Annotated in this window: 20 protein-coding genes and 1 pseudogene; 10 read left to right on the top strand and 11 right to left on the bottom strand. The window is 64.9% G+C overall.

What is annotated here, in order from left to right; genetic code table 11:
* Positions 1-72: 72 nt before the first annotated feature.
* On the bottom strand, positions 73-909 hold the full coding sequence (locus tag JWN03_RS08805) for a MerR family transcriptional regulator (RefSeq protein ID WP_297612401.1): 837 nt from the start codon (positions 907-909) through the stop codon (positions 73-75).
* A 123-nt stretch (positions 910-1,032) separates the two neighbouring features.
* On the opposite strand from JWN03_RS08805, the gene JWN03_RS08800 reads away from it, so the two are divergent.
* Positions 1,033-1,899, top strand: a complete 867-nt coding sequence (locus JWN03_RS08800; RefSeq protein ID WP_297612398.1) for an alpha/beta fold hydrolase — start codon at positions 1,033-1,035, stop codon at positions 1,897-1,899.
* 105 nt (positions 1,900-2,004) lie between these two features.
* Here JWN03_RS08800 and JWN03_RS08795 read toward each other — a convergent pair whose 3' ends face one another.
* The gene (locus JWN03_RS08795; protein ID WP_297612395.1) at positions 2,005-2,676 is read right to left on the bottom strand and encodes an RNA-guided endonuclease InsQ/TnpB family protein; all 672 of its coding nucleotides are present in this window, start codon (positions 2,674-2,676) and stop codon (positions 2,005-2,007) included.
* Between the two features lies 1 nt (position 2,677).
* Here JWN03_RS08795 and tnpA point away from each other — a divergent pair.
* Positions 2,678-2,950, top strand: a pseudogene (tnpA, locus tag JWN03_RS08790) (IS200/IS605 family transposase); the annotation flags it as partial.
* 52 nt (positions 2,951-3,002) lie between these two features.
* Here the strand turns inward: tnpA and JWN03_RS08785 are convergent.
* Genes JWN03_RS08785 through JWN03_RS08770 form a run of 4 tightly spaced genes read right to left on the bottom strand, consistent with a single transcriptional unit; the run spans position 3,003 to position 6,907 of the window.
* Positions 3,003-4,208, bottom strand: coding sequence for an ABC transporter permease (locus tag JWN03_RS08785; RefSeq protein ID WP_297612392.1), 1,206 nt, complete (start codon positions 4,206-4,208; stop codon positions 3,003-3,005).
* On the bottom strand, positions 4,205-5,083 hold the full coding sequence (locus JWN03_RS08780) for an ABC transporter ATP-binding protein (RefSeq protein ID WP_297612390.1): 879 nt from the start codon (positions 5,081-5,083) through the stop codon (positions 4,205-4,207). Before JWN03_RS08780 ends, JWN03_RS08785 begins: the two co-directional genes overlap by 4 nt.
* A 57-nt stretch (positions 5,084-5,140) precedes the next feature.
* Positions 5,141-6,544 (bottom strand): FAD-binding oxidoreductase, encoded by a 1,404-nt coding sequence (locus JWN03_RS08775; RefSeq protein ID WP_297612470.1) that lies wholly within the window; start codon positions 6,542-6,544, stop codon positions 5,141-5,143.
* A gap of 48 nt (positions 6,545-6,592) precedes the next feature.
* Complete coding sequence (locus JWN03_RS08770; protein ID WP_297612387.1) at positions 6,593-6,907, bottom strand: hypothetical protein; 315 nt, start codon at positions 6,905-6,907, stop codon at positions 6,593-6,595.
* A 296-nt stretch (positions 6,908-7,203) separates the two neighbouring features.
* Here JWN03_RS08770 and JWN03_RS08765 point away from each other — a divergent pair, with 296 nt between their 5' ends.
* The 3 genes from JWN03_RS08765 to JWN03_RS08755 are packed head-to-tail and all read left to right on the top strand — an operon-like array spanning position 7,204 to position 8,880.
* A complete protein-coding gene (locus JWN03_RS08765; RefSeq protein ID WP_297612384.1) occupies positions 7,204-7,530 on the top strand; it encodes a hypothetical protein in 327 nt (108 codons plus the stop codon).
* The gene (locus JWN03_RS08760; RefSeq protein ID WP_297612382.1) at positions 7,514-8,044 is read left to right on the top strand and encodes a DUF6879 family protein; all 531 of its coding nucleotides are present in this window, start codon (positions 7,514-7,516) and stop codon (positions 8,042-8,044) included. The genes JWN03_RS08765 and JWN03_RS08760 overlap by 17 nt, the downstream gene beginning before the upstream one ends.
* Entirely contained in the window at positions 8,041-8,880 is an 840-nt protein-coding gene (locus JWN03_RS08755; RefSeq protein ID WP_297612379.1) for a helix-turn-helix domain-containing protein, read from the top strand. Before JWN03_RS08760 ends, JWN03_RS08755 begins: the two co-directional genes overlap by 4 nt.
* Here JWN03_RS08755 and JWN03_RS08750 read toward each other — a convergent pair.
* Positions 8,877-9,317 carry a nitroreductase/quinone reductase family protein gene (locus JWN03_RS08750; protein WP_297612376.1) on the bottom strand — a complete coding sequence of 147 codons (441 nt, stop codon included), beginning with the start codon at positions 9,315-9,317 and terminating at the stop codon, positions 8,877-8,879. The two genes, JWN03_RS08755 and JWN03_RS08750, sit on opposite strands and share 4 nt — an antisense overlap.
* 207 nt (positions 9,318-9,524) lie before the next feature.
* Here JWN03_RS08750 and JWN03_RS08745 point away from each other — a divergent pair, with 207 nt between their 5' ends.
* Positions 9,525-10,541, top strand: coding sequence for a zinc-dependent alcohol dehydrogenase family protein (locus JWN03_RS08745; RefSeq protein WP_297612374.1), 1,017 nt, complete (start codon positions 9,525-9,527; stop codon positions 10,539-10,541).
* A 33-nt stretch (positions 10,542-10,574) separates the two neighbouring features.
* Positions 10,575-10,985: a (R)-mandelonitrile lyase gene (locus JWN03_RS08740; protein WP_297612370.1), complete on the top strand. Its 411-nt coding sequence runs from the start codon at positions 10,575-10,577 to the stop codon at positions 10,983-10,985.
* Between the two features lie 115 nt (positions 10,986-11,100).
* Here JWN03_RS08740 and JWN03_RS08735 read toward each other — a convergent pair whose 3' ends face one another.
* Together JWN03_RS08735 and JWN03_RS08730 are read right to left on the bottom strand one after the other, a co-directional pair.
* Complete coding sequence (locus JWN03_RS08735) at positions 11,101-12,495, bottom strand: flavin monoamine oxidase family protein (protein ID WP_297612368.1); 1,395 nt, start codon at positions 12,493-12,495, stop codon at positions 11,101-11,103.
* Positions 12,496-12,511: 16 nt separating this feature from the next.
* Entirely contained in the window at positions 12,512-13,072 is a 561-nt protein-coding gene (locus JWN03_RS08730; protein WP_297612364.1) for an amidohydrolase family protein, read from the bottom strand.
* A gap of 351 nt (positions 13,073-13,423) precedes the next feature.
* Here JWN03_RS08730 and JWN03_RS08725 point away from each other — a divergent pair, with 351 nt between their 5' ends.
* Positions 13,424-13,747: an FAD-dependent monooxygenase gene (locus JWN03_RS08725; RefSeq protein WP_297612361.1), complete on the top strand. Its 324-nt coding sequence runs from the start codon at positions 13,424-13,426 to the stop codon at positions 13,745-13,747.
* 27 nt (positions 13,748-13,774) lie between these two features.
* Here JWN03_RS08725 and JWN03_RS08720 read toward each other — a convergent pair whose 3' ends face one another.
* Complete coding sequence (locus JWN03_RS08720) at positions 13,775-14,734, bottom strand: quinone oxidoreductase family protein (protein ID WP_297612358.1); 960 nt, start codon at positions 14,732-14,734, stop codon at positions 13,775-13,777.
* A 137-nt stretch (positions 14,735-14,871) separates the two neighbouring features.
* Between JWN03_RS08720 and JWN03_RS08715 the strand changes: the two genes are divergently transcribed.
* Together JWN03_RS08715 and JWN03_RS08710 are read left to right on the top strand one after the other, a co-directional pair.
* Positions 14,872-15,339, top strand: coding sequence for a MarR family winged helix-turn-helix transcriptional regulator (locus tag JWN03_RS08715; RefSeq protein WP_297612355.1), 468 nt, complete (start codon positions 14,872-14,874; stop codon positions 15,337-15,339).
* Between the two features lie 31 nt (positions 15,340-15,370).
* Positions 15,371-16,237 carry a class II glutamine amidotransferase gene (locus JWN03_RS08710; RefSeq protein ID WP_297612353.1) on the top strand — a complete coding sequence of 289 codons (867 nt, stop codon included), beginning with the start codon at positions 15,371-15,373 and terminating at the stop codon, positions 16,235-16,237.
* An 84-nt stretch (positions 16,238-16,321) separates the two neighbouring features.
* On the opposite strand, the gene JWN03_RS08705 is transcribed toward JWN03_RS08710, so the two are convergent.
* Positions 16,322-17,557, bottom strand: coding sequence for an FAD-dependent monooxygenase (locus JWN03_RS08705; RefSeq protein WP_297612350.1), 1,236 nt, complete (start codon positions 17,555-17,557; stop codon positions 16,322-16,324).
* Positions 17,558-17,577: the final 20 nt, after the last annotated feature.

The raw sequence follows: 17,577 nt of genomic DNA, 5'->3' as shown, positions 1-17,577 counted from the left end.
ACAGCATGCCTTGCGGGGGCCACTACCGGGTGAACGGGATGTGAGGAACGCTGACACATCTCCGTGACGATTTCAGCCCGCAGCGGCCCGGAAGACCGGCCAGCCGACCTCGGTGCGCCACTGTGTGGTGTCGAGGGTGTCACGCTGGCCGACCAGGTAGTACTCGCGCAGCGGGCCGTCGACGGCGAGGGCGTGGCGGGCGACGAATTCGGCGAGCGCTCCGTAGGCGTGATCGACATCGGCCGGCGATCCGGTGTGTTCGATGACCGCCAATTCCACTGCGGGGATTTCCAGCTCGGTGACCCGGCCCACCGGGCGCACCGTACCGGTGCAGGGGAGGAAGATCGTGGCCTGGCCGCGGTGTTCGGTGAAGATGCTGTCGCCGAAGATCCCGCCCGGCGGGCCGTCGATGTGCAGCTGTTGCGCGGTGAGCGTGGCGGTCAGCTCGCCGAGCGCGCCCTGGGCCCAGGCCGCTCCGCTCCCGGCATCCACAATGTCGATGATCGCGGCCGCGGGCGTTGCGGGCAGGCTGCGTAGTTCGATCCGCGGTTCCTTCTGGGATGCGCTGGGGGAGAGCAGGTTTCGCAGCGACGACACCGCGCGCTGCGTGCGGCCGAGTTCGTCCTCGAGCCGGGTCAGGTGGGCGGAGATCCGCTCATTGCGGGTCGTCAGATCCGGGGCCGATAACACGGCCTGAATCTGTTCGAGCGGCATATCCAGGTCGCGGAAGCGCCGGATCACCTGCGCGATGGGAATCTGATCGGCGGTGTACTGCCGATATCCGGTATGCGGGTCCACTCCGGCCGGTTCGAGCAGTCCGATCCGGTGATAGTGGCGCAGCGTCTTGACGGTCATGTGGGTGGCGCGCGAGAAGTCACCGATCGACAGATACGACAGCATGACCTCCATTCTGGCGGCTCCCCCTAGGGGAGAGTCTCGCCGCCCGCAGCGCTTGACCCTCCCGCTGTGGCAGCGCCGAGTGTTGTCCCGTCGGCCCAGAACGGGCCGCGAGACCGAAAAGGACCGAACACCATGCCTTTCCTCGACACCCGCGACGGCACCAGCCTCTTCTACCGTGACTGGGGCACCGGGCGGCCCGTACTGTTCTGCTCCGCGTGGGGGCTCAGCAGCACCGAATTCCAGTATCAGATGGGGCCGCTCGTCGACAGTGGCCTGCGCACCATCGCCTTCGACCGGCGGTCCCACGGGCGTTCCGACGATCCCGGTCGCGGCTACGACTACAACACCCTCGCCGATGATCTGGCCGCGGTGCTCGACCATCTCGACCTGCACGATGTCATGCTGGTCGGCCATTCCATGGGGTGCGGTGAGATCGTCCGCTACCTGACTCGGCACGGCAGTGCTCGGGTGGATCGGATCGTCCTGATCGGCGCGGTGCTGCCACTCATGCTGGCGGGTCCGAACAATCCGGCCGGACTCCCCGGGGTCGCGGTCGAGGAGGTCCGCGCCTCCTGGCGGCGGGACTTCGGTGTCTGGCTCTCGGAGAACGCCGGCGCCTACTTCGGTGACGGACTGCCCGGATGTGCTGTGTCCCAGCCGGTTCGGGACTGGACGCTGCATCCCATGATCGATGTGCCGCTGCGGGCGCTCATCGAATGCAATCGCACTGTCGTCGAAACCGATTTCCGCGCCGAACTTCCCGCGATCACTGTTCCCGCGCTGATCATCCACGGTGATCACGATGCCTCGGTGCCGGTCGAAATCTCCGGTCATCCGCTGGTGGACCTGCTCCCGCACGGCGAACTGGTCATCTACGAGAACGGCCCGCACGGGCTCTACCTGACCCACAGCGCACGCCTCACCAGCGATCTACTGGCCTTCGCCACGGCGGAGAGCGCAGGAGTCGGACCCGAAACGCGCAGCGTTCGATCCGCTTAGCAAGCGGTCCCGCGAACCGTCGCGGATCACTCTCCACGCTGGGGTACGAGGATTCGAACCTCGATTCACGCATTGACTTCCTCCTGGCCGTGAAAGCCGAGATTCCTACGCGGGAACACATGTCGTGTCCTCCGTTCGGTGGGTTCCTGATTCAACCCCGGTTGCCCCGGCAAGCCGGAGTCTGACATCGGGTCCACAAGCGTTTAACGACTCCGCAAGCCCTGCGGCGTCGATGAGGTTCACCGCGGCGTTGTAGTCGCGATCGAGCACCGCACCACACACGCACACCCATTCACGAACATGCAACGGTTTCTTCTCGCTCACCACCGCGCACAACGAACACTTGCGCGTCGAGGGGAACCAGCGGTCGATCTTCATGAGGGTCCGCCCGTACCGGGCGGCCTTCTCCTCGAGCAACCGCACCAGAATCGACCAACCTGCATCATGCACCGACTTCGCCAACCTGGTCCGGGCCAAACCGTTCACGCACAAGTCCTCCACCGCGACCGTTTGGTTCTCACGAATCAACCGCAGAGCGAGCTTGTGGTGATGATCGAGCCGGGATTCACGGACCTTGCGGTGCGCGACCGCGACCCTGACCCGCGCCTTGGCGCGGTTGCGGGACCCTTTCTGTGTGCGGGACAACACTTTCTGTGCCCGCGCTAGCCGACGTTCACGCGACCGCAGATAGCGCGGATTAGCGATCTTCTCCCGGGTCCCGTCCGAACGGGCGATCACCGCGAGATCGGTGAGTCCCACATCGATGGAACCGATCATGGCCGACGTGTGTGCCGACTTCGGGGCGACGCTGCGCGAGTTCAGCGGCGAAGACGACCACGTACACCTGCTCATCAAATACCCGCCCACCATGCAGCTGTCGAAACTGGTGAACTCACTCAAAGGAGTGTCCTCACGCCGGTTACGGCAGCAGTACCCGCTAGGCACGCACCGCGAACAGTTGTGGTCGCCGTCCTACTTCGCCGCCTCCTGCGGCGGCGCACCACTGGAAATCATCAAGCAGTACGTCCAACAACAACGCAGACCCGATTGAGAGATCAGCTATCCCGGCCCTGAAGCACCGGGCTTGCGTTGATAATCATCGGTCAGTCCTCCACGCGCAGGGCCTGGCGAATGGTGAGGCGGCCCTGGGTCTGCATGAGGGAGCGGCGGTAGAGCTTCTCGGCGATGGAGACGGTGCCGTAGGTCGCGGCCGCTGTCAGCAGGAGCGCGATGATGGGCTCCCACCAGGCGGCCGTGCCGTCGGCGAGGCGGCTGGGCATGGCGACGATGGAGACCAGCGGGATATAAGAGGCGACCACTCGGGCGGGGCCGGAGAGGAAGATGCCGGCGAACAGCACGATCATGATGACCATCGACAGCGGGGTAGAGGTGGATTGGAGATCCTCGCTGCGGGTGGCCAGCGCGCCCGCCACCGCCCACAGGCTGGCCAGGGCGAGGAAGCTCACCACGAAGAACACGATGAACCAGCCGGCGGCTCCGGCGATCGGCGCGAGCTGATCGCCCTTGCCGGTGGCGACCAAGCCGATCAAGCCCGCACACACGAACAGGGCGAGCTGGCCGAACGCCATGGTGGTATTGCCGGCCACCTTGCCGATCAGCAACTGCCGCAGCGGGATTGCGCTGGCGAGGATCTCGACAATGCGATTCTGTTTCTCCTCCACCACGCTCTGCGCGATGGCTATGCCGAACAGCACCGACGAGAGATAGAACAGCAGCGCGAAGACGATTGCCACCAGTTTCGCGAGCCCCGGATCGACGGTGGCCTTGTCGAGCAGGGTGTAGCTCACCGTGCTGCCGCGACCGAGCTGCTCCAGGGAGATGCCCGCGGCAGTGGCATTGTGCTGCAGCGTGATCTGCTGGACAGCGGCGGTGAGGTAGGTCGAGGCATCGTCGTTCTTCGCGGCCTTCCCGATCAGCTGCCAGCCCGAGTCGGCGGACACCAGGCCGACATCGACGCTGCCGTCGCGAACCTGCTGTTCGAGGGTGGCGGCATCAGTCACCTCGTGGGTGGTGAAATCGACCTTCTTGTTCGCGCTCTGAGCCAGACTGCTCGCCGTGGTGACGATCTGAGCGGCATCGTTGCCGACGATCGCCACATTGACGTTCGTGGTGCGACTGCTCAGTATTCCGCTGACGGTCAGCGAGGCGACAATGGCGACAATCGTGATGATCGTGGAGATGAGGAACCCACGGTCCCGCAGCTTCACCGCGATTTCCCGCTGGGCGACAATGCGCCATACCCCGGCAGGAGCGGATTCGGCGGTGCGCCCGTCCGATTCGGGGCTCATGCGGTCACCTCTCGATAGATTTCCGACACCGTCGGCCGCACCTCGGCCAGTTCCCATACCGAACCGTGCGCGAGCGCGGCGGTGAGCAGCTCGTCGGTGCTGGCATCGGTGAGTTCCAAGAGCACACCCGCGCCATTGTTCTCGAGCACATGTATCCCGGCGAAGTTGTCGAGCCAGCTACTGTCACCGTCGACTACCAGCCGATACCGCGCCGGACCCGAATTGCGCAGCTGCGTGGCCGGACCCTGCGCGACCACATGACCCTTCGCGAGAATGACCAGGTGGTCGCACAGGCGCTCGACCAGATCGAGCTGATGCGAGGAGAACAGCACCGGGACGCCTTGCGCGGCATATTCACCCAGCAATTCGGCCATGGCATCGACGGCGAGGGGGTCCAAGCCGGAGAACGGCTCATCGAGAATGAGCGCCGAGGGCCGGGTGATGACGGCGGCCGCGATCTGCACCCGCTGCTGATTGCCCAGTGACAAGGATTCGAGCTTGTCCTTCGCCCGGTCACCGAGCTGGAATCGCTGCAGCAATTGCAGCGCATGATTTTTGGCATCGACTGCCGTCAATCCGCGCAGGCGTGCCAGATAGACGAGTTGGTCGAGGACCGGCTGTTTCGGATACAGGCCGCGTTCCTCCGGCATATAACCGAAGGAACGCCGATCCGCCGCGGTGACCGGCCGGCCCTGCCAGTTCACGGTGCCGCCGTGTGTTGCCAAGACGCCCATGATCATTCGCATGGTGGTGGTCTTGCCCGCACCATTGCCGCCGACGAATCCGGTGAGGGCGCCGGGCTGCACGGTGAAGGACACATCGTCGACAGCGACATTGTCGCCGAATCGGCGCACCAAATGCGCGACTTCCAGCATGAATTCTCCCCATGTGGTTCGGGCGGCCGACTCGGGCCGGCCGGTACTCATCTACTGCTAGCGGCGCCCGGCGCCCGGTTCGTCGGCGACCAGGTGCAATCGCCGATCCATATCGGAGACGAACACCCGCTCCGGGTCGACGGCGTCGCGGATGCGCCGCCATTCTTCCAGCCGCGGATACATTGCCCGCACCATCTCCGGTGAGGTGCGCGAGTCCTTGGCGAAGTACAGTCGGCCCCCGGCCGCCAGCACCCGCTCATCCAATTCCGTGCAGAACTCGTGGAGTCCCGGCGCGATCGGAAAATCCAGGCTGAGCATGAATCCCGGATGCGGCCACGACAGCGGTGCGCGGTTGCCCGGGCCCATGCGTTTGAACACATTCAGGAACGAGGGATGCCCCGAGTGCGCGATGGCGCGCACCGCCTCGGCCAATTGGTCCTCGGCCCCGAACGGCATCGACAGCTGGTACTGCAGGAAACCACGCTTGCCGTAGGCGCGGTTCCATTCCCCGAGCAGATCCAGGGGGTGATAGAACTGCGTCAGATTCTGGATCCGCCCGCGTGCCCGCTTCGGAAGCGCGTGATGGGCGGCCTCGGCGAGAATCCGGGCCGTGAACTTGTTGACCATCCCGCTCGGGAAGATATCGGGCACGGTGAACAGTTGCGGCGCATCGAACTTCAGCGGATCGGCGCGCAACTCGACCGGCAACTGGTCCAGTGTGGCGAGCGATCCCCGGCTGAAGCCGGCCCGCCCCAGCTTCGGCCCGGTACTGATGGTGTCGGGCACCGACATCGAGTATTCGTAACCGTCGTCCGAACCGCCCGTGAGCAGCTCCATGGTCTCTTCGAGCGAATCGGTCCGGTCATTGTCCACAATGAAATACGCGGTCTCTGTGTGCTTCATCCGAACTCGCGCCCGCACTACGATCCCCGTCAACCCCATCCCGCCGATGGTCGCCCAGAACAGCTCCGCCCCCGGCCCTTCCGGTTCGAGCCTGCGCACCGAACCATCTGCGGTCAGCAGCTCCATCGACACCACATGGTTGCCGAAACTGCCATGCGAATGATGGTTCTTCCCATGGATATCGCAGGCAATAGCCCCGCCCACGGTCACCTGCCGCGTCCCCGGCAATACCGGCACCCACAACCCGTGCGGCAATACCGCGCGCATCAACTTGTCGAGGCTGACCCCCGCATCCACATCGACCACCCCGCTATCGGGATCCACACTGTGAATCCGATTGATCGCGGTCATATCGACAACAAGCCCACCCCCGTTCTGCGCCGGATCGCCATAACTCCGCCCCAGCCCCCTCGCGATAACTCCCCGAGGCCCCACCTCCCGCACCGCCCGAGCCACCTCATCGACATCAGCCGGCGAAAGCACATCCGCCACAGTGGAAGCCGTCCGACTCCACCCACTCAAAGCCCGCCGATCGATCACCGTTCCCCCTGAAGTGATAGTCACAGCGCCACGGTAACCCCAGACCCCCCACCGCGTCCCCCCGCACTACTGACCAGGAGGTATCCCTTCCCGAAGGCTCACAGTGATTACGTCTAGCTGCCTGACCAATGACTCCGGCACCTGTCCGCCCTCGAAATGATCGGCTCCGGGCACGATGACGGCCTCGGCGTCGAGGCGGGTGGCCTGAGCCTTGAGCCGGGCCAGCGGTGGCCGGCCCGAAAGCGGGTCGTAGAGCACCATTCCGGAGAAGTCGTACCCGAGGCGCGAGGCGAGCCTGCGGATCTGCGCTTCATCCCAGAGCTGACTCACTCCGGACACATCGGATCTGAGATAGCCCAATGCTGCTGGCTTGTAATGCATTTCCTCTCCTTGTGGTTGATCGTCGTCGGATTCGTCCTCGTACACACGGGTCTCCAGCAGGCCACCGGGAAACTCCGTGAGTCTTGTGCGCCAAGTCATCTCGACCCCTGTCCGGCTCAGGTAAGGCGCCCCGCGACCGGTGATCGACTCCGGCACCGAGCGTCCAGCTGCGACGCTAGAGGCTGGATTGCTTGCAACACCACGAAATTGCTCTAGATTGCTTGACGATTCGGCGGAGATGCGTCGAATTTCGCGCGATACTGAGAGTCTGGTAACTCTCATACGGAGGCACTGTCATGCGCTTGCGTTTTCTCGGTAAGAACACCCAGGGCGACCATTCACCCACGCTGTACGCCTCGGACCGGGGCACCTACGTGTGCCAGGGGTGGCGGGTACCGAATCAGCCGGATTCGATCGAAATACCGCACCCACTACTGGCCTACCTCGAGCCAGGTACGTGCCTCGGTACGCTGCTGCACGACACGGGGCACGGCACGTTCACCCTTATCGGCGAACCGGTCATCGACCCGGAAGCGCTGGCGCAGATGGACACCCCGGCTCACGAACGCAGCGTGGAAGTACCTGTAGGGAAAGAGATTCGCCGCGATGCTGCACTTGATTGACGACAACTTCACGAGCCTGTTCCGCACATGTCAGCGGTCGGCGTTTCACCTGGAAGTGCAGGATGCCTACGAGACGCCGGAGGAATCCGAGCCGTTTCGCAAGTTCTTGAACGGCGAAACGGACGACTTCAGTTGGCTGCAGGGCTGGTTCGATCTCGTTCGGCAGTCTACGGATCGTGGGGTGGCCTTCACTCGCGTGCGAGTCATCACCGAACCTCACGTCGACTACGTCCGTTGGAGTCTCGCGGTCTCGCCGCTCAATATTGAAGCGGGCGAGGATATTCGATATCTGTCACGCCATCTCGTCAACGCCGATGAGCTTGCGGCAGACGACTATTGGCTATTCGACGACACCACGGTTGCCTACACGATGTTCAGCTCGGATGGCGCAACGGCCGGAGCGGCAGTGACTACGGACCCGGTGCTGGTGAAGCGCTGCGTCGAGATCCGTAATGCTGTGTGGCGGCAAGCGATTCCGTATGCCGATTACCGGCGGACTACCGTCACTGCGTGACCACCGTCCACAAGGCGCGCGAAGCGCTCGGAGAGCAGCTTCGAGATCTTCGCCGGGATGCCGAACTGAGCGGCCGCCGGCTCGCCGAGCTTGCGGGCTGGCATCCGTCCAAGGTCTCGAAGATCGAGTATGGCAAGCAAACACCCACCGAGGACGATATCCGGTCCTGGTGCACCCTCACGGGAGCGGAAAGGCACGTAGCCGATCTCGTCGCCAGTCTCCGCAATATCGATGCGGCATATCTCGAATGGCGACGCTCGCTCGGAGCCGGCATCCGCCGGGCGCAGCAGAAGGTCAACGACATCGAATCGGGGACCACGCTCATCCGTGGTTACGATCCCGCGCTGGTTCCCGGTCTTCTCCACACTCCGGAATACGCGGAAGCGATCTTCCGGCAAGTCGCGGAATTCAACCAGACCCCGAACGATGCCGAGGAAGCGGTCGCGGCACGGATGGATCGGCAGCAGCGGTACCTGTACCGAGGAAACCGTCGCGTCCACTACCTCATCGGCGAACAAGCCCTCTACACGACCGTAGGCGACGACGGCGTCATGTTCGGGCAGCTCGACCGACTCTTGACCGCCATGTCACTTCCCAGGGTGCTGCTGGGCATCGTCCCCGCGATGGCCCAATACCTGGTTTCCCCAACAAATTTCATCATCTACGGCAACCGCCTGGCAATCGTCGAGGGCGTGACCGCGGCGCTGACCATCACACAGCCGCGCGAACTGGCGGCCTACGGGCGTGCCTTCGAGCTGCTCGCGGAAAAATCCCTAACGGGGGACGCTGCCCGGAAGCTGGTCACCAGAGCGTTGGAGGCTCGGCGACTTGGCTAGAGGCTGCCGGCGGATCGGGTGAGGGTGATGAGGGGGATTTCCCAGGGGACCTGGGATTGGAACTGGGCGATGGTTTCCGCCACGGCGGGGGAGGACTCCACGATGCCGGTCCAGATCTGGGTGCGGGTGTCGCCGGTGGCGACTGTTGCTCGGACGGGCCGGGATTCGGTGCCTACCTCGATGGTGGCGGTGGGGTTGGCGACCAGGTTGAAGTACCAGCCGGGGCGGTTGGGGCGGCCGCCGTTCGCGGCGAAGACGACCAGATCGTCGCCGCGCCGGATATAGGCCAGGGGCCACGTGCGCTGTGTGCCGGTGCGAGCGCCGATCGTGGTCAAGAGCAGCAGGTCCCGGTCTGCGAATTGGGCCACTCGGCCGCTATTGGCGCGGAACTCGGTGATGATGGCATGGTGGAGCCGCTGGCGCGCTACATCGGTCATGCGGGTTCCAACTTTGCTGAGCTACAGGATATTTCGAAACGCAGGTCCCAACCCGGGATGGCGGGTTGCTGCGATCGAGGATCTGGTCGAGGCTCCATCGCGCTACCAGGACTTCTATCGATAGTGTGGTGATTGTTCCGAGGACGTGTGATCCGCTGATATTGCCGCGTGAACCATTCCGCCGTTGCGAGGAAACAGGAGAATTCCATGCGAGGAGCCGTTATTTATGCGCCCGGCGATGTCCGCTTCGAAGAGCGGCCGGACCCGGAGATCAGTGCGCCTACCGATGCGATTATTCGCACTGTCGCGACGTGCGTGTGCGGATCGGATCTGTGGAGTTACCGGGGCATCAATCCGGTGAGCGAACCGCATCCGATGGGGCATGAGTACGTCGGTGTGGTGGAGGAGGTCGGTGCCGAGGTGACCTCGGTGCGGCCGGGGCAGTTTGTCATCGGATCGTTCGCGACCTCGGACAACACCTGTCCGAACTGCCGGTACGGGTATCAGTCCGCGTGCGTGCACCGGGAATTCATGAGCACCTGCCAGGCGGAGGCGATCCGCATTCCGCTGGCCGACGGCACGCTGGTTGCCACGCCGGGGGAGCCCGATGCCGATCTGATTCCGAGTCTGCTGGCCCTGTCCGATGTGATGGGCACCGGCTGGTACGCCGCAGTGGCGGCTGAGGTGAAACCCGGGGCGACTGTCGCGGTCGTCGGCGATGGCGCTGTCGGGTTGTCCGGTGTGCTCGCCGCCAAAGAGCTTGGTGCGGAACGCATTATCGCCATGAGTCGCCATGCGGACCGGCAGAAGCTGGCCCTCGAATTCGGGGCGACCGAGATCGTCACCGAGCGCGGCGACGAGGGCATCGCCCGAATCAAGGAACTTACCCAGGGCGTCGGCGCGGACTGCGTGCTCGAATGCGTCGGCACCGCCGAATCCATGCAGCAGGCACTGCATTCCACCCGCCCCGGCGGCAATGTCGGCTTCGTCGGTGTCCCGCACGGCGTGGAAATCTCCGTTCAGCAACTGTTTTCGTCGCATGTGGGGCTGCGGGGCGGCCCGGCTCCGGTGCGCCGCTTCCTGCCCGATCTCATCGACCGGGTACTGAACGGCCATATCAATCCGGGCAAGGTCTTCGATCTGACTCTGCCCCTGGATCAGGTCGCCGACGCCTATCGTGCAATGGACGACCGCCGCGCCATCAAGGTCCTGCTGCAGCCCTGATCGCAAGCACCGCAACACCATTCGAGGAGAACCATGGAACTGATGCGCCCCGTGCCGACCATCAAGGGCCCGGACTCGATCTTCACCGGCGACGTCTGGATCGACACCATCCATCGCGGCGAAGACCCCTCCCGCATCCGCCTGAACTCGGTGCGCTTCAGCCCCTGCGCACGCACCGCCTGGCACAGCCACGCCGTCGGCCAGACCCTGCACGTCACCGAAGGCATCGGCGTGGTCGCGACCCGCGACGGCCGCGTCATCGTCATGCGGCCGGGTGACACCGTCTGGACGCCGCCCGGCGAAGAACACTGGCACGGCGCGACCGCCGAGCATTTCATGACGCATCTCGCGCTATGGGAAGGCGACGACGTCACCTGGGGCGTACACGTCACCGACAAGGAGTACGCCGACACCCAGCCGACCACGGACAGCGAATCACACTGACTGCCAGCGCAATGCGGCCACCGGGGGCAGAAACATCTGGAGTTGAATCGTTGACGCGCTGCGCCGCTAACCTGCCAGCTGCCCCGAGTCAGCCAAGTCGGACAGCTATGGACGTTCAGCCCGGTGACTCAGCCGTTTTTTCGATGGTTGTTGTGCGGCTGAGTGTTTGGGCGACTTCATCGGCGCTGCGCTGTCCGGATTGAATCGCACCGTCGATGTAGCCGGCCCACGCGGTCGCGGTCTCGGTGCCGGCCCAGTGCAGCGGGCCGATGGGTGTCCTGAGAGCCGGCCCGAAACGGGTCAGGGCCATTGGGCCGGCGAAGGCGCCGTAGCAGCCGCGTGTGTATTCCTCTGCGGCCCAGTCGCGTTCGAGGTAGGCGATGGGGCCGGCCGCGGATTCGCCGAAGTAGCCGACGAGGTCGGCCAGGATTTTGCGGCGACGCTCGTCTGGTGAGAGCCGGGAGGCGAAGTCGGCGTGCCTGCCTTCAAGGAATCCGACCAGGACGCCGGGGTTCCCTGTTGACGGTGTGTTGTCGAAGACGGTCCCGAGTGCTCGTGAACCGCTGTTCGCCTGTCCGCTGAGCCCGTCGGCACGCCAGAACGGTTCGGAGTAGCCGACATTGACCTTGATGACCCGCCCCATCGGCATGCGCTGAAGCAGCTGATCTCGATCCGTCGGGAGGGCCGGGTTGAACCGAATGCGTGCGGCGAGCGGTGGAGGGACTGCGACGATGGCGCGCCGCGCCTCGTAGGAGCTGCCGCCGGCCGTGTGGAGCACAACACCGCTCGACGTCCAGTCGATGGCGGTGACGGGCGTCCCGAGGACGACGCGGTCCGCCAATTCCTCCGCCAATGCCAGGGCGATGCGCTGGGAACCGCCGACGACTCGGTCCTGTTGCGCACCACCGCTGACATTGATCAGTGCGTCGAGACCGCCTGCTGCATGGATGTAGAACAGAGCCCAGAGCGCAGAGATGTCCTCCGGCCCGGCAGCGAAGATCGCTTCGGTGGCCATGTGCATGATGGCGTGTCCATCGTCGGTGTGGAGTCGCCGATCCAACCAGGTCGCGAAGGTCTGCCCGTCCAACCGGTCACCGCCCGTCGCCGTCCAGGGTTCGTCCAGGGGGATTCTTCGCGCGGCGCGGCGCAGTGCCCACTGGGCTCGTCCGACATCGGCCATGGCCAGCGGATTGAACAGCGGAACGCGGCCGGTGTAAAGGGTGCGGGAGTTGCCCACTTCGAGGATGTGCCGGCCGGCTGTGTGGGTGGGGAAGGTGGAAAGACCGAGTTCGCCGATAAGGGCGAGTACCCGATCCTGCCCGGGACCGACCCACTGCCCACCCATCTCGATGAGGACGCCATCGCACAATTCCTCGTTGAGGAGCCGGCCACCGACGCGATCGCGCGCCTCCAGCACGACGACGTCATTACCTCGCCGCACGCTCTCGCGTGCAGCCACCAGGCCGGCGACACCAGCTCCAACGATCGCGACGTCCACGGGCTCGGACACGATTTCCTCCGGTTGATCAACTACTCGAGGGTTGCTGCGAGGGTTGCTGCTGTGGGTGGGCCCGATATACGCATGCACCCGCGACGTAGGTTTCTTCGACGGTGAGGGAACCGATGTGCTCCGGTTCGACGTCCACGGGGTTGCGGTTGATGACGACGAGGTCGGCTTGCTTTCCGACTGCGATGCTGCCTGCAATGTCGGAGACACCAAGCGCGTCAGCCGATCCCATCGTGTAGGCGCGCAGCGCCTGACCGACAGTGATCGCCTCCTCCGGGCTGTAGACCACTCTACTGCGTGCGCGGCGAGTGACCGCCGCCTGAATGGCGGGAAGTACGCGGTAGTCACCGGAGGGGTAGTCCGACGATCCTGCCAACTGAACCCCCGCGGTTACCAGTGTCCTCAGGCGCAGATCGGTCGAACGACGGTCCAGTGCGGCGAACAGGAAGTGATGGTGGGCGTCGATGAACCCGGGCAGCAATGCGCGGCCGGCGAGGTCGATCTCGCGGGCTCCGACATCACGCGCCGTCGGGCGGAGTTCTTTGTCGGTGCCGACGGCGGCGATCAGTCCATAGGTCACCAGCACGGCTTCGACGGGGTGTGCTGTGTCGTCGTACGTGACGATAGTTCCACCGAAGAAGAACAGTGATTCGGCGATGTTCGGCCCCTCCGATTGTGACGTCGGCGTCCATCGGATACCCCCCGATCGCTGCCTCGGTGTCAAAGTACCCCGGAAAGGCACGACTCACCTGGGCTTCAGGACATCCATCAGAACGGTGACGAAGGTATCGGTCAGGCTTGGAGTTGTGGCCGCTTTACCGTTCGGGAAACCATGCGCAGGCAAAGGCGTACTTCATCTTTCGGTCCGATCGGTTCGCGTACGACCATTGCGATATCGCCGAGCACAAACGGGTGGTGACCGAGGCATTCGGTGGCGACTCTTCCTGGCGACGCGCTGAGTCAAGTGCATATGGACTCGTGGTCGTCGGGCCGGGTGGCGTTGCTGGGTGATGCGGCCTGGTGCGCCTCACCTGCGTCCGGTGCGGGTGCGGAACTGGCCGTGGTGGGCGCCTCTCGGCTCGCAAACGAACTTGCCGCTGCCGCAGGCAATTACGGTCCGGCCTTTGCCCGCTACCGGGCGGGCCTTCGCACCCTCGTGTGGAAGAAGCAGCAGATCTGCGTGAATGTTCGCCTGATGGTGCCCAGAACCACTGTAGGTCGACAAGTCCGCAACACCGTCGCGCGGCTGATGTGAACGCGAATCAGGCTGGGAGACAGCCGCTCAGGGGACCATGACGATGCGCTGGCCGGGTGCGGTGGGGGTCTTCCACGCCTGCTCGACCTGATCCAGTGGCATCGGGAGCGGATCCACGGCGAGGGCGCCGGAGGCGATTTCCGTTACGAGCGAGGGTAATTCGGCGAGGATGCCCGCCGTGGTCACCGAACCTTGGCCGCTGCCCATGATATTCAGATTCCCCGCGCGGAGGAGGAATGACGGCAGGGTGATGTCTGCGCCTGCCATCGAGCCGATCTGAATCCAGGCCAGTGCCTTCGAGCGGTCGGTGCGGGCGGTCAGCAGTGCGGGCATGGCCAATTCGGTGGGATGACCCCACAGGTAGTCGATTACGACGTCGACATCTGCGGCCGCCCGTGCGAGCCGCTCGGCGACCTCCGCGTCCTCGCCGTCCAGGCTCACCACCTCGTCGGCGCCGAGGCTCTGCACCAGTTCCAGGCGTTCCGCATCGCGGCCTGCGCCGATCACCCTGGTGGCGCCGAGGTGTTTGGCAATCTGGACCGCGAGCTGTCCGGCATTGCCCGTCGCGCCCATGACCAGCACGGATCCGCCGGGCTGGAAGGCGACGCGGCGGCGCAGCGCCACCCAGGACGACATGGCGGGGTTCATCGCCGCGGCCACGGCGATCGGGTCGGTGCCGGCGGGCAGGGTGATGGCTCGGCGGCGATCGACGACGGCCTGCTCGGCCATGGTGCCGAGTGCGGTGTCGAGGGCAACAAAATAGAGCAGTTCACCCTCTGCGGTGCGACCGACCGCATCGACGCCGGGGATCATCGGCAAGGTGCCGTCGGAGCTGTAGTGGCTGCCGTCGGCGGCTGATCGGACTCGCGGATGCAGGCCTGCCGCAACAATATCCACGAGAATGTCGTGCTCACCGGACGCGGTCGGGGTCGGGAAGGTGTCGAAGGTGGGCGGGCTGCCGAATGAACGGACGACTGCGGCATGCATGAGGTCTCCTGATCCTGTGCCGGCGGATGTCGGCCGGCGATGGGAAGGCGTCGTTGCCGAACCATTGTGGTTTGTGGCACGTACTAGTTTCCCTCAGATTAGTTTGTCTCGCGTACTAGGTCAAGTAGGCTGGCGGTATGACCACTGATCCCGTCTCCACCGTGTTCATCGACAACAAGCCGTTGAACACGGTGGACGCCCTGGTCCAGCTGTCTTTCCTGACCCAGCGCGTCCTCTCCGCCGTCGGCGCCGAACACGACCTGTCGGTCATTCAGATCAGGATGCTGGGCGTCCTGCGCGACCGGCAGCCCGGCATGCTCGAACTCGGCAGTCACCTCGGCCTGGACAAATCCTCCATGACCGGCCTGGTCGGTCGCGCCGAGAAACGCGGTCTCGTTCAGCGCTCACCCTCCCCGCACGACGGCCGCGCAGTCCTGGTTTCCCTGACCCCGGCGGGCAGAAAGCTCACCGACCAGTGCACCAAGGAGATCGGCCGCAGAATCATCGCTCTCACAGACGGGCTCGCCACCCCCGAACTTGTCGAACTCACCCGGCTCACCGATGCCGTCGTACGCGCAGCCGCGAGCCCTGTCATCAACGACTGATCGCCCGATAGCCCTTTTTCAGGAGGTTGCTATGTGTCGCCTGTTCGGATTGTCGGCCGCACCGCAGCGGGTGCGCGCCACGTTCTGGTTGCTGAACGCACCGGACAGCCTGGTGCAGCAGAGTCATCGCGAGCCTGACGGGGTAGGTCTCGGGACCTTCTCCGCCGACGGTTTGCCGCTGGTGGAGAAGCAGCCGATCGCGGCGTATAAAGACATGCTGTTCGCACACGAGGCCAGGGGGCGCGAGTCGGCGACCTTCATTGCGCACGTGCGGTTTGCGTCCACCGGCGGTCTGGAAACACGCAATACGCATCCGTTCGAACAGCACGATCGGCTCTTCGCACACAATGGTGTGCTGCAGGGTTTGGACGAGCTGGATGCCGAACTGGGGGAGTACCGCAGCCTGGTTCAGGGCGATACGGACTCCGAAAGGTACTTCGCCCTGATCACCCAGCGCACCGATAAGCGCGGCGGCGATGTGACCGCGGGCATCGCCGACGCGGTGCACTGGATCGCCGACCATCTCCCCGTCTACGCGCTCAACCTGATTCTGACCACGGCCACCGACATGTGGGCGATGCGGTACCCCGACACCCATGATCTCTTCGTGCTGGAGCGCCCGGCGGGCGGTATGACCGGCGACCGCCACCTCGACCATGCCGGGCATGCCGGAATCCGTTCCCGCAGTGGGCAACTCGCCGACTATCCGGCGGTCGTCGTCGCCACCGAACGAATGGACACCGACCCTGGGTGGCGGCCGATGGCCTCCGGTGAACTACTGCACGTCGATGGCGCCTTGGGCATGCACTCCACGAGCATCATGAATTCCCCGCCGCGCCATTTGCTTTCGCTCGCAGCGCTAGACCCCACCGCTGCCGCATCACAATCCGCTATATGACCCGAGGTCGGCCTAGTAGCTCAGGCGTCGATTGCTGCACCGTGTGATGGCCGGCCTGGGATCTACCGGATCTCCGACGTCGCATCACCTCAGGCCTACCCGGCCTCCTGATGTGGCAGCCGAGGGCCGGTAATCCTCGATGGTCATGGAGTTGTAGAGGCGTGCAGTCTTACTGACGAGTCGGATGAAGGCTCGGCTGGGCCCCGCGGGCAGCGCCGAGATCAAACGAGTGCCCTGGACCAGTCCTGACACGCCGAGCCGCGACGTGGGGACCAGGGTCTGCGCTGCGCTCAGTGCGGCCGCCTGGCTCCCGCGCACATGCTCTGCCATCGCGCGCTCGTAGCCGGGGAAGGCGCGCTCATGGTCACCGCCCGCCCGTGCCAGCTCGCCGGCAAGGACATACGCGCCGACGACAGCCAGACTGGTGCTGCCGCCGACGGCCGGGCCCGGGCTGTAGCCCGCGTCGCCGACGAGCGTCACCCGGCCCCGCGACCAGGTGTCCATGCGGAGCTGGGTGATCGAGTCGAAGTAGAACGCCGGGGTGCGGTCGAGCTCATCCAGGCAGCGGTCCACGTCGGCATGAAAACCACCGAATGTCTTGCGTAGCAACTCCTTCTGCCGGGGCACATCGCGGTGGCCGTAGTCCAGCTCGCGCTCGCTGCGGAACAGGAACAACGCCCGCGCATCGCCCAGGTGCCGTGCACCGTATATGCCGGTAGTGCGGCCGACGCCGACGTGGATGCGGAGCTCCCCGTCGAGATCGAAGGTATTGGGCAGGGTCAGCACCCCGAGATAGGCCCCGATGAAGGCACTGAAGCGGGACTCGTCGCCGAAGACGAGACGACGCACATTGGAGTGCAACCCGTCCGCGCCGACAATGAGATCGAAGCGGCGGGCCGCGGCGTTCTCGAACCGCACTTCGCCGTCGGGCGAGATCTCCGTGATCGAGTCGCCGAACAGGTACTCGACATCGTCGCTGGTGGCGTCGTAGTAGATCTCGCTCAGGTCGTCCCGCATGATCTCGACGTGCCGATCGGAGGTCGCACCGAAGATCTTCGACAGCTCCACCTCGACAGGACGTCGTGCGCCCTCCCGGTGAAGTGCCATCCGTTTCGTGCCGGTCGCGCATTCCTCGACGCGCGCGAGCACGCCCATCTGCTCCGAAATTTCCACCGCAGGCCGAAACAGGTCAACCGCATGGCCGCCGGTCTTACGCGGAGCCGGTGTCCGCTCGACAACGGTGACGGAGAAGCCGTGCCTGGTGAGCCAGTACGCCAGCACCGGACCCGCGATGCTGGCACCGGAGACGAGAATTCGCATGAGCTTGCTCCTTATGAGCG

It is taken from the genome of Nocardia sp. (assembly GCF_025465275.1).
In the GTDB taxonomy this organism is placed as follows: Bacteria; Actinomycetota; Actinomycetes; order Mycobacteriales; family Mycobacteriaceae; genus Nocardia.
Note: the sequence above shows the minus strand (reverse complement) of the source record. Positions and strands in the feature narration are given on the sequence as shown.

Bases quoted from the DNA above. Each gene is read 5' to 3' on its own strand.
- JWN03_RS08770 (WP_297612387.1), bottom strand. From the start codon at position 6,907: ATGCATTACAAGCCAGCAGCATTGGGCTATCTCAGATCCGATGTGTCC.
- JWN03_RS08765 (WP_297612384.1), top strand. From the start codon at position 7,204: ATGCGCTTGCGTTTTCTCGGTAAGAACACCCAGGGCGACCATTCACCC.
- JWN03_RS08800 (WP_297612398.1), top strand. From the start codon at position 1,033: ATGCCTTTCCTCGACACCCGCGACGGCACCAGCCTCTTCTACCGTGAC.
- JWN03_RS08715 (WP_297612355.1), top strand. From the start codon at position 14,872: ATGACCACTGATCCCGTCTCCACCGTGTTCATCGACAACAAGCCGTTG.
- JWN03_RS08710 (WP_297612353.1), top strand. From the start codon at position 15,371: ATGTGTCGCCTGTTCGGATTGTCGGCCGCACCGCAGCGGGTGCGCGCC.
- JWN03_RS08705 (WP_297612350.1), bottom strand. From the start codon at position 17,557: ATGCGAATTCTCGTCTCCGGTGCCAGCATCGCGGGTCCGGTGCTGGCG.
- JWN03_RS08805 (WP_297612401.1), bottom strand. From the start codon at position 909: ATGGAGGTCATGCTGTCGTATCTGTCGATCGGTGACTTCTCGCGCGCC.
- JWN03_RS08785 (WP_297612392.1), bottom strand. From the start codon at position 4,208: ATGAGCCCCGAATCGGACGGGCGCACCGCCGAATCCGCTCCTGCCGGG.
- JWN03_RS08745 (WP_297612374.1), top strand. From the start codon at position 9,525: ATGCGAGGAGCCGTTATTTATGCGCCCGGCGATGTCCGCTTCGAAGAG.
- JWN03_RS08750 (WP_297612376.1), bottom strand. From the start codon at position 9,317: ATGACCGATGTAGCGCGCCAGCGGCTCCACCATGCCATCATCACCGAG.
- JWN03_RS08780 (WP_297612390.1), bottom strand. From the start codon at position 5,083: ATGCTGGAAGTCGCGCATTTGGTGCGCCGATTCGGCGACAATGTCGCT.
- JWN03_RS08795 (WP_297612395.1), bottom strand. From the start codon at position 2,676: ATGATCGGTTCCATCGATGTGGGACTCACCGATCTCGCGGTGATCGCC.
- JWN03_RS08760 (WP_297612382.1), top strand. From the start codon at position 7,514: ATGCTGCACTTGATTGACGACAACTTCACGAGCCTGTTCCGCACATGT.
- JWN03_RS08740 (WP_297612370.1), top strand. From the start codon at position 10,575: ATGGAACTGATGCGCCCCGTGCCGACCATCAAGGGCCCGGACTCGATC.
- JWN03_RS08720 (WP_297612358.1), bottom strand. From the start codon at position 14,734: ATGCATGCCGCAGTCGTCCGTTCATTCGGCAGCCCGCCCACCTTCGAC.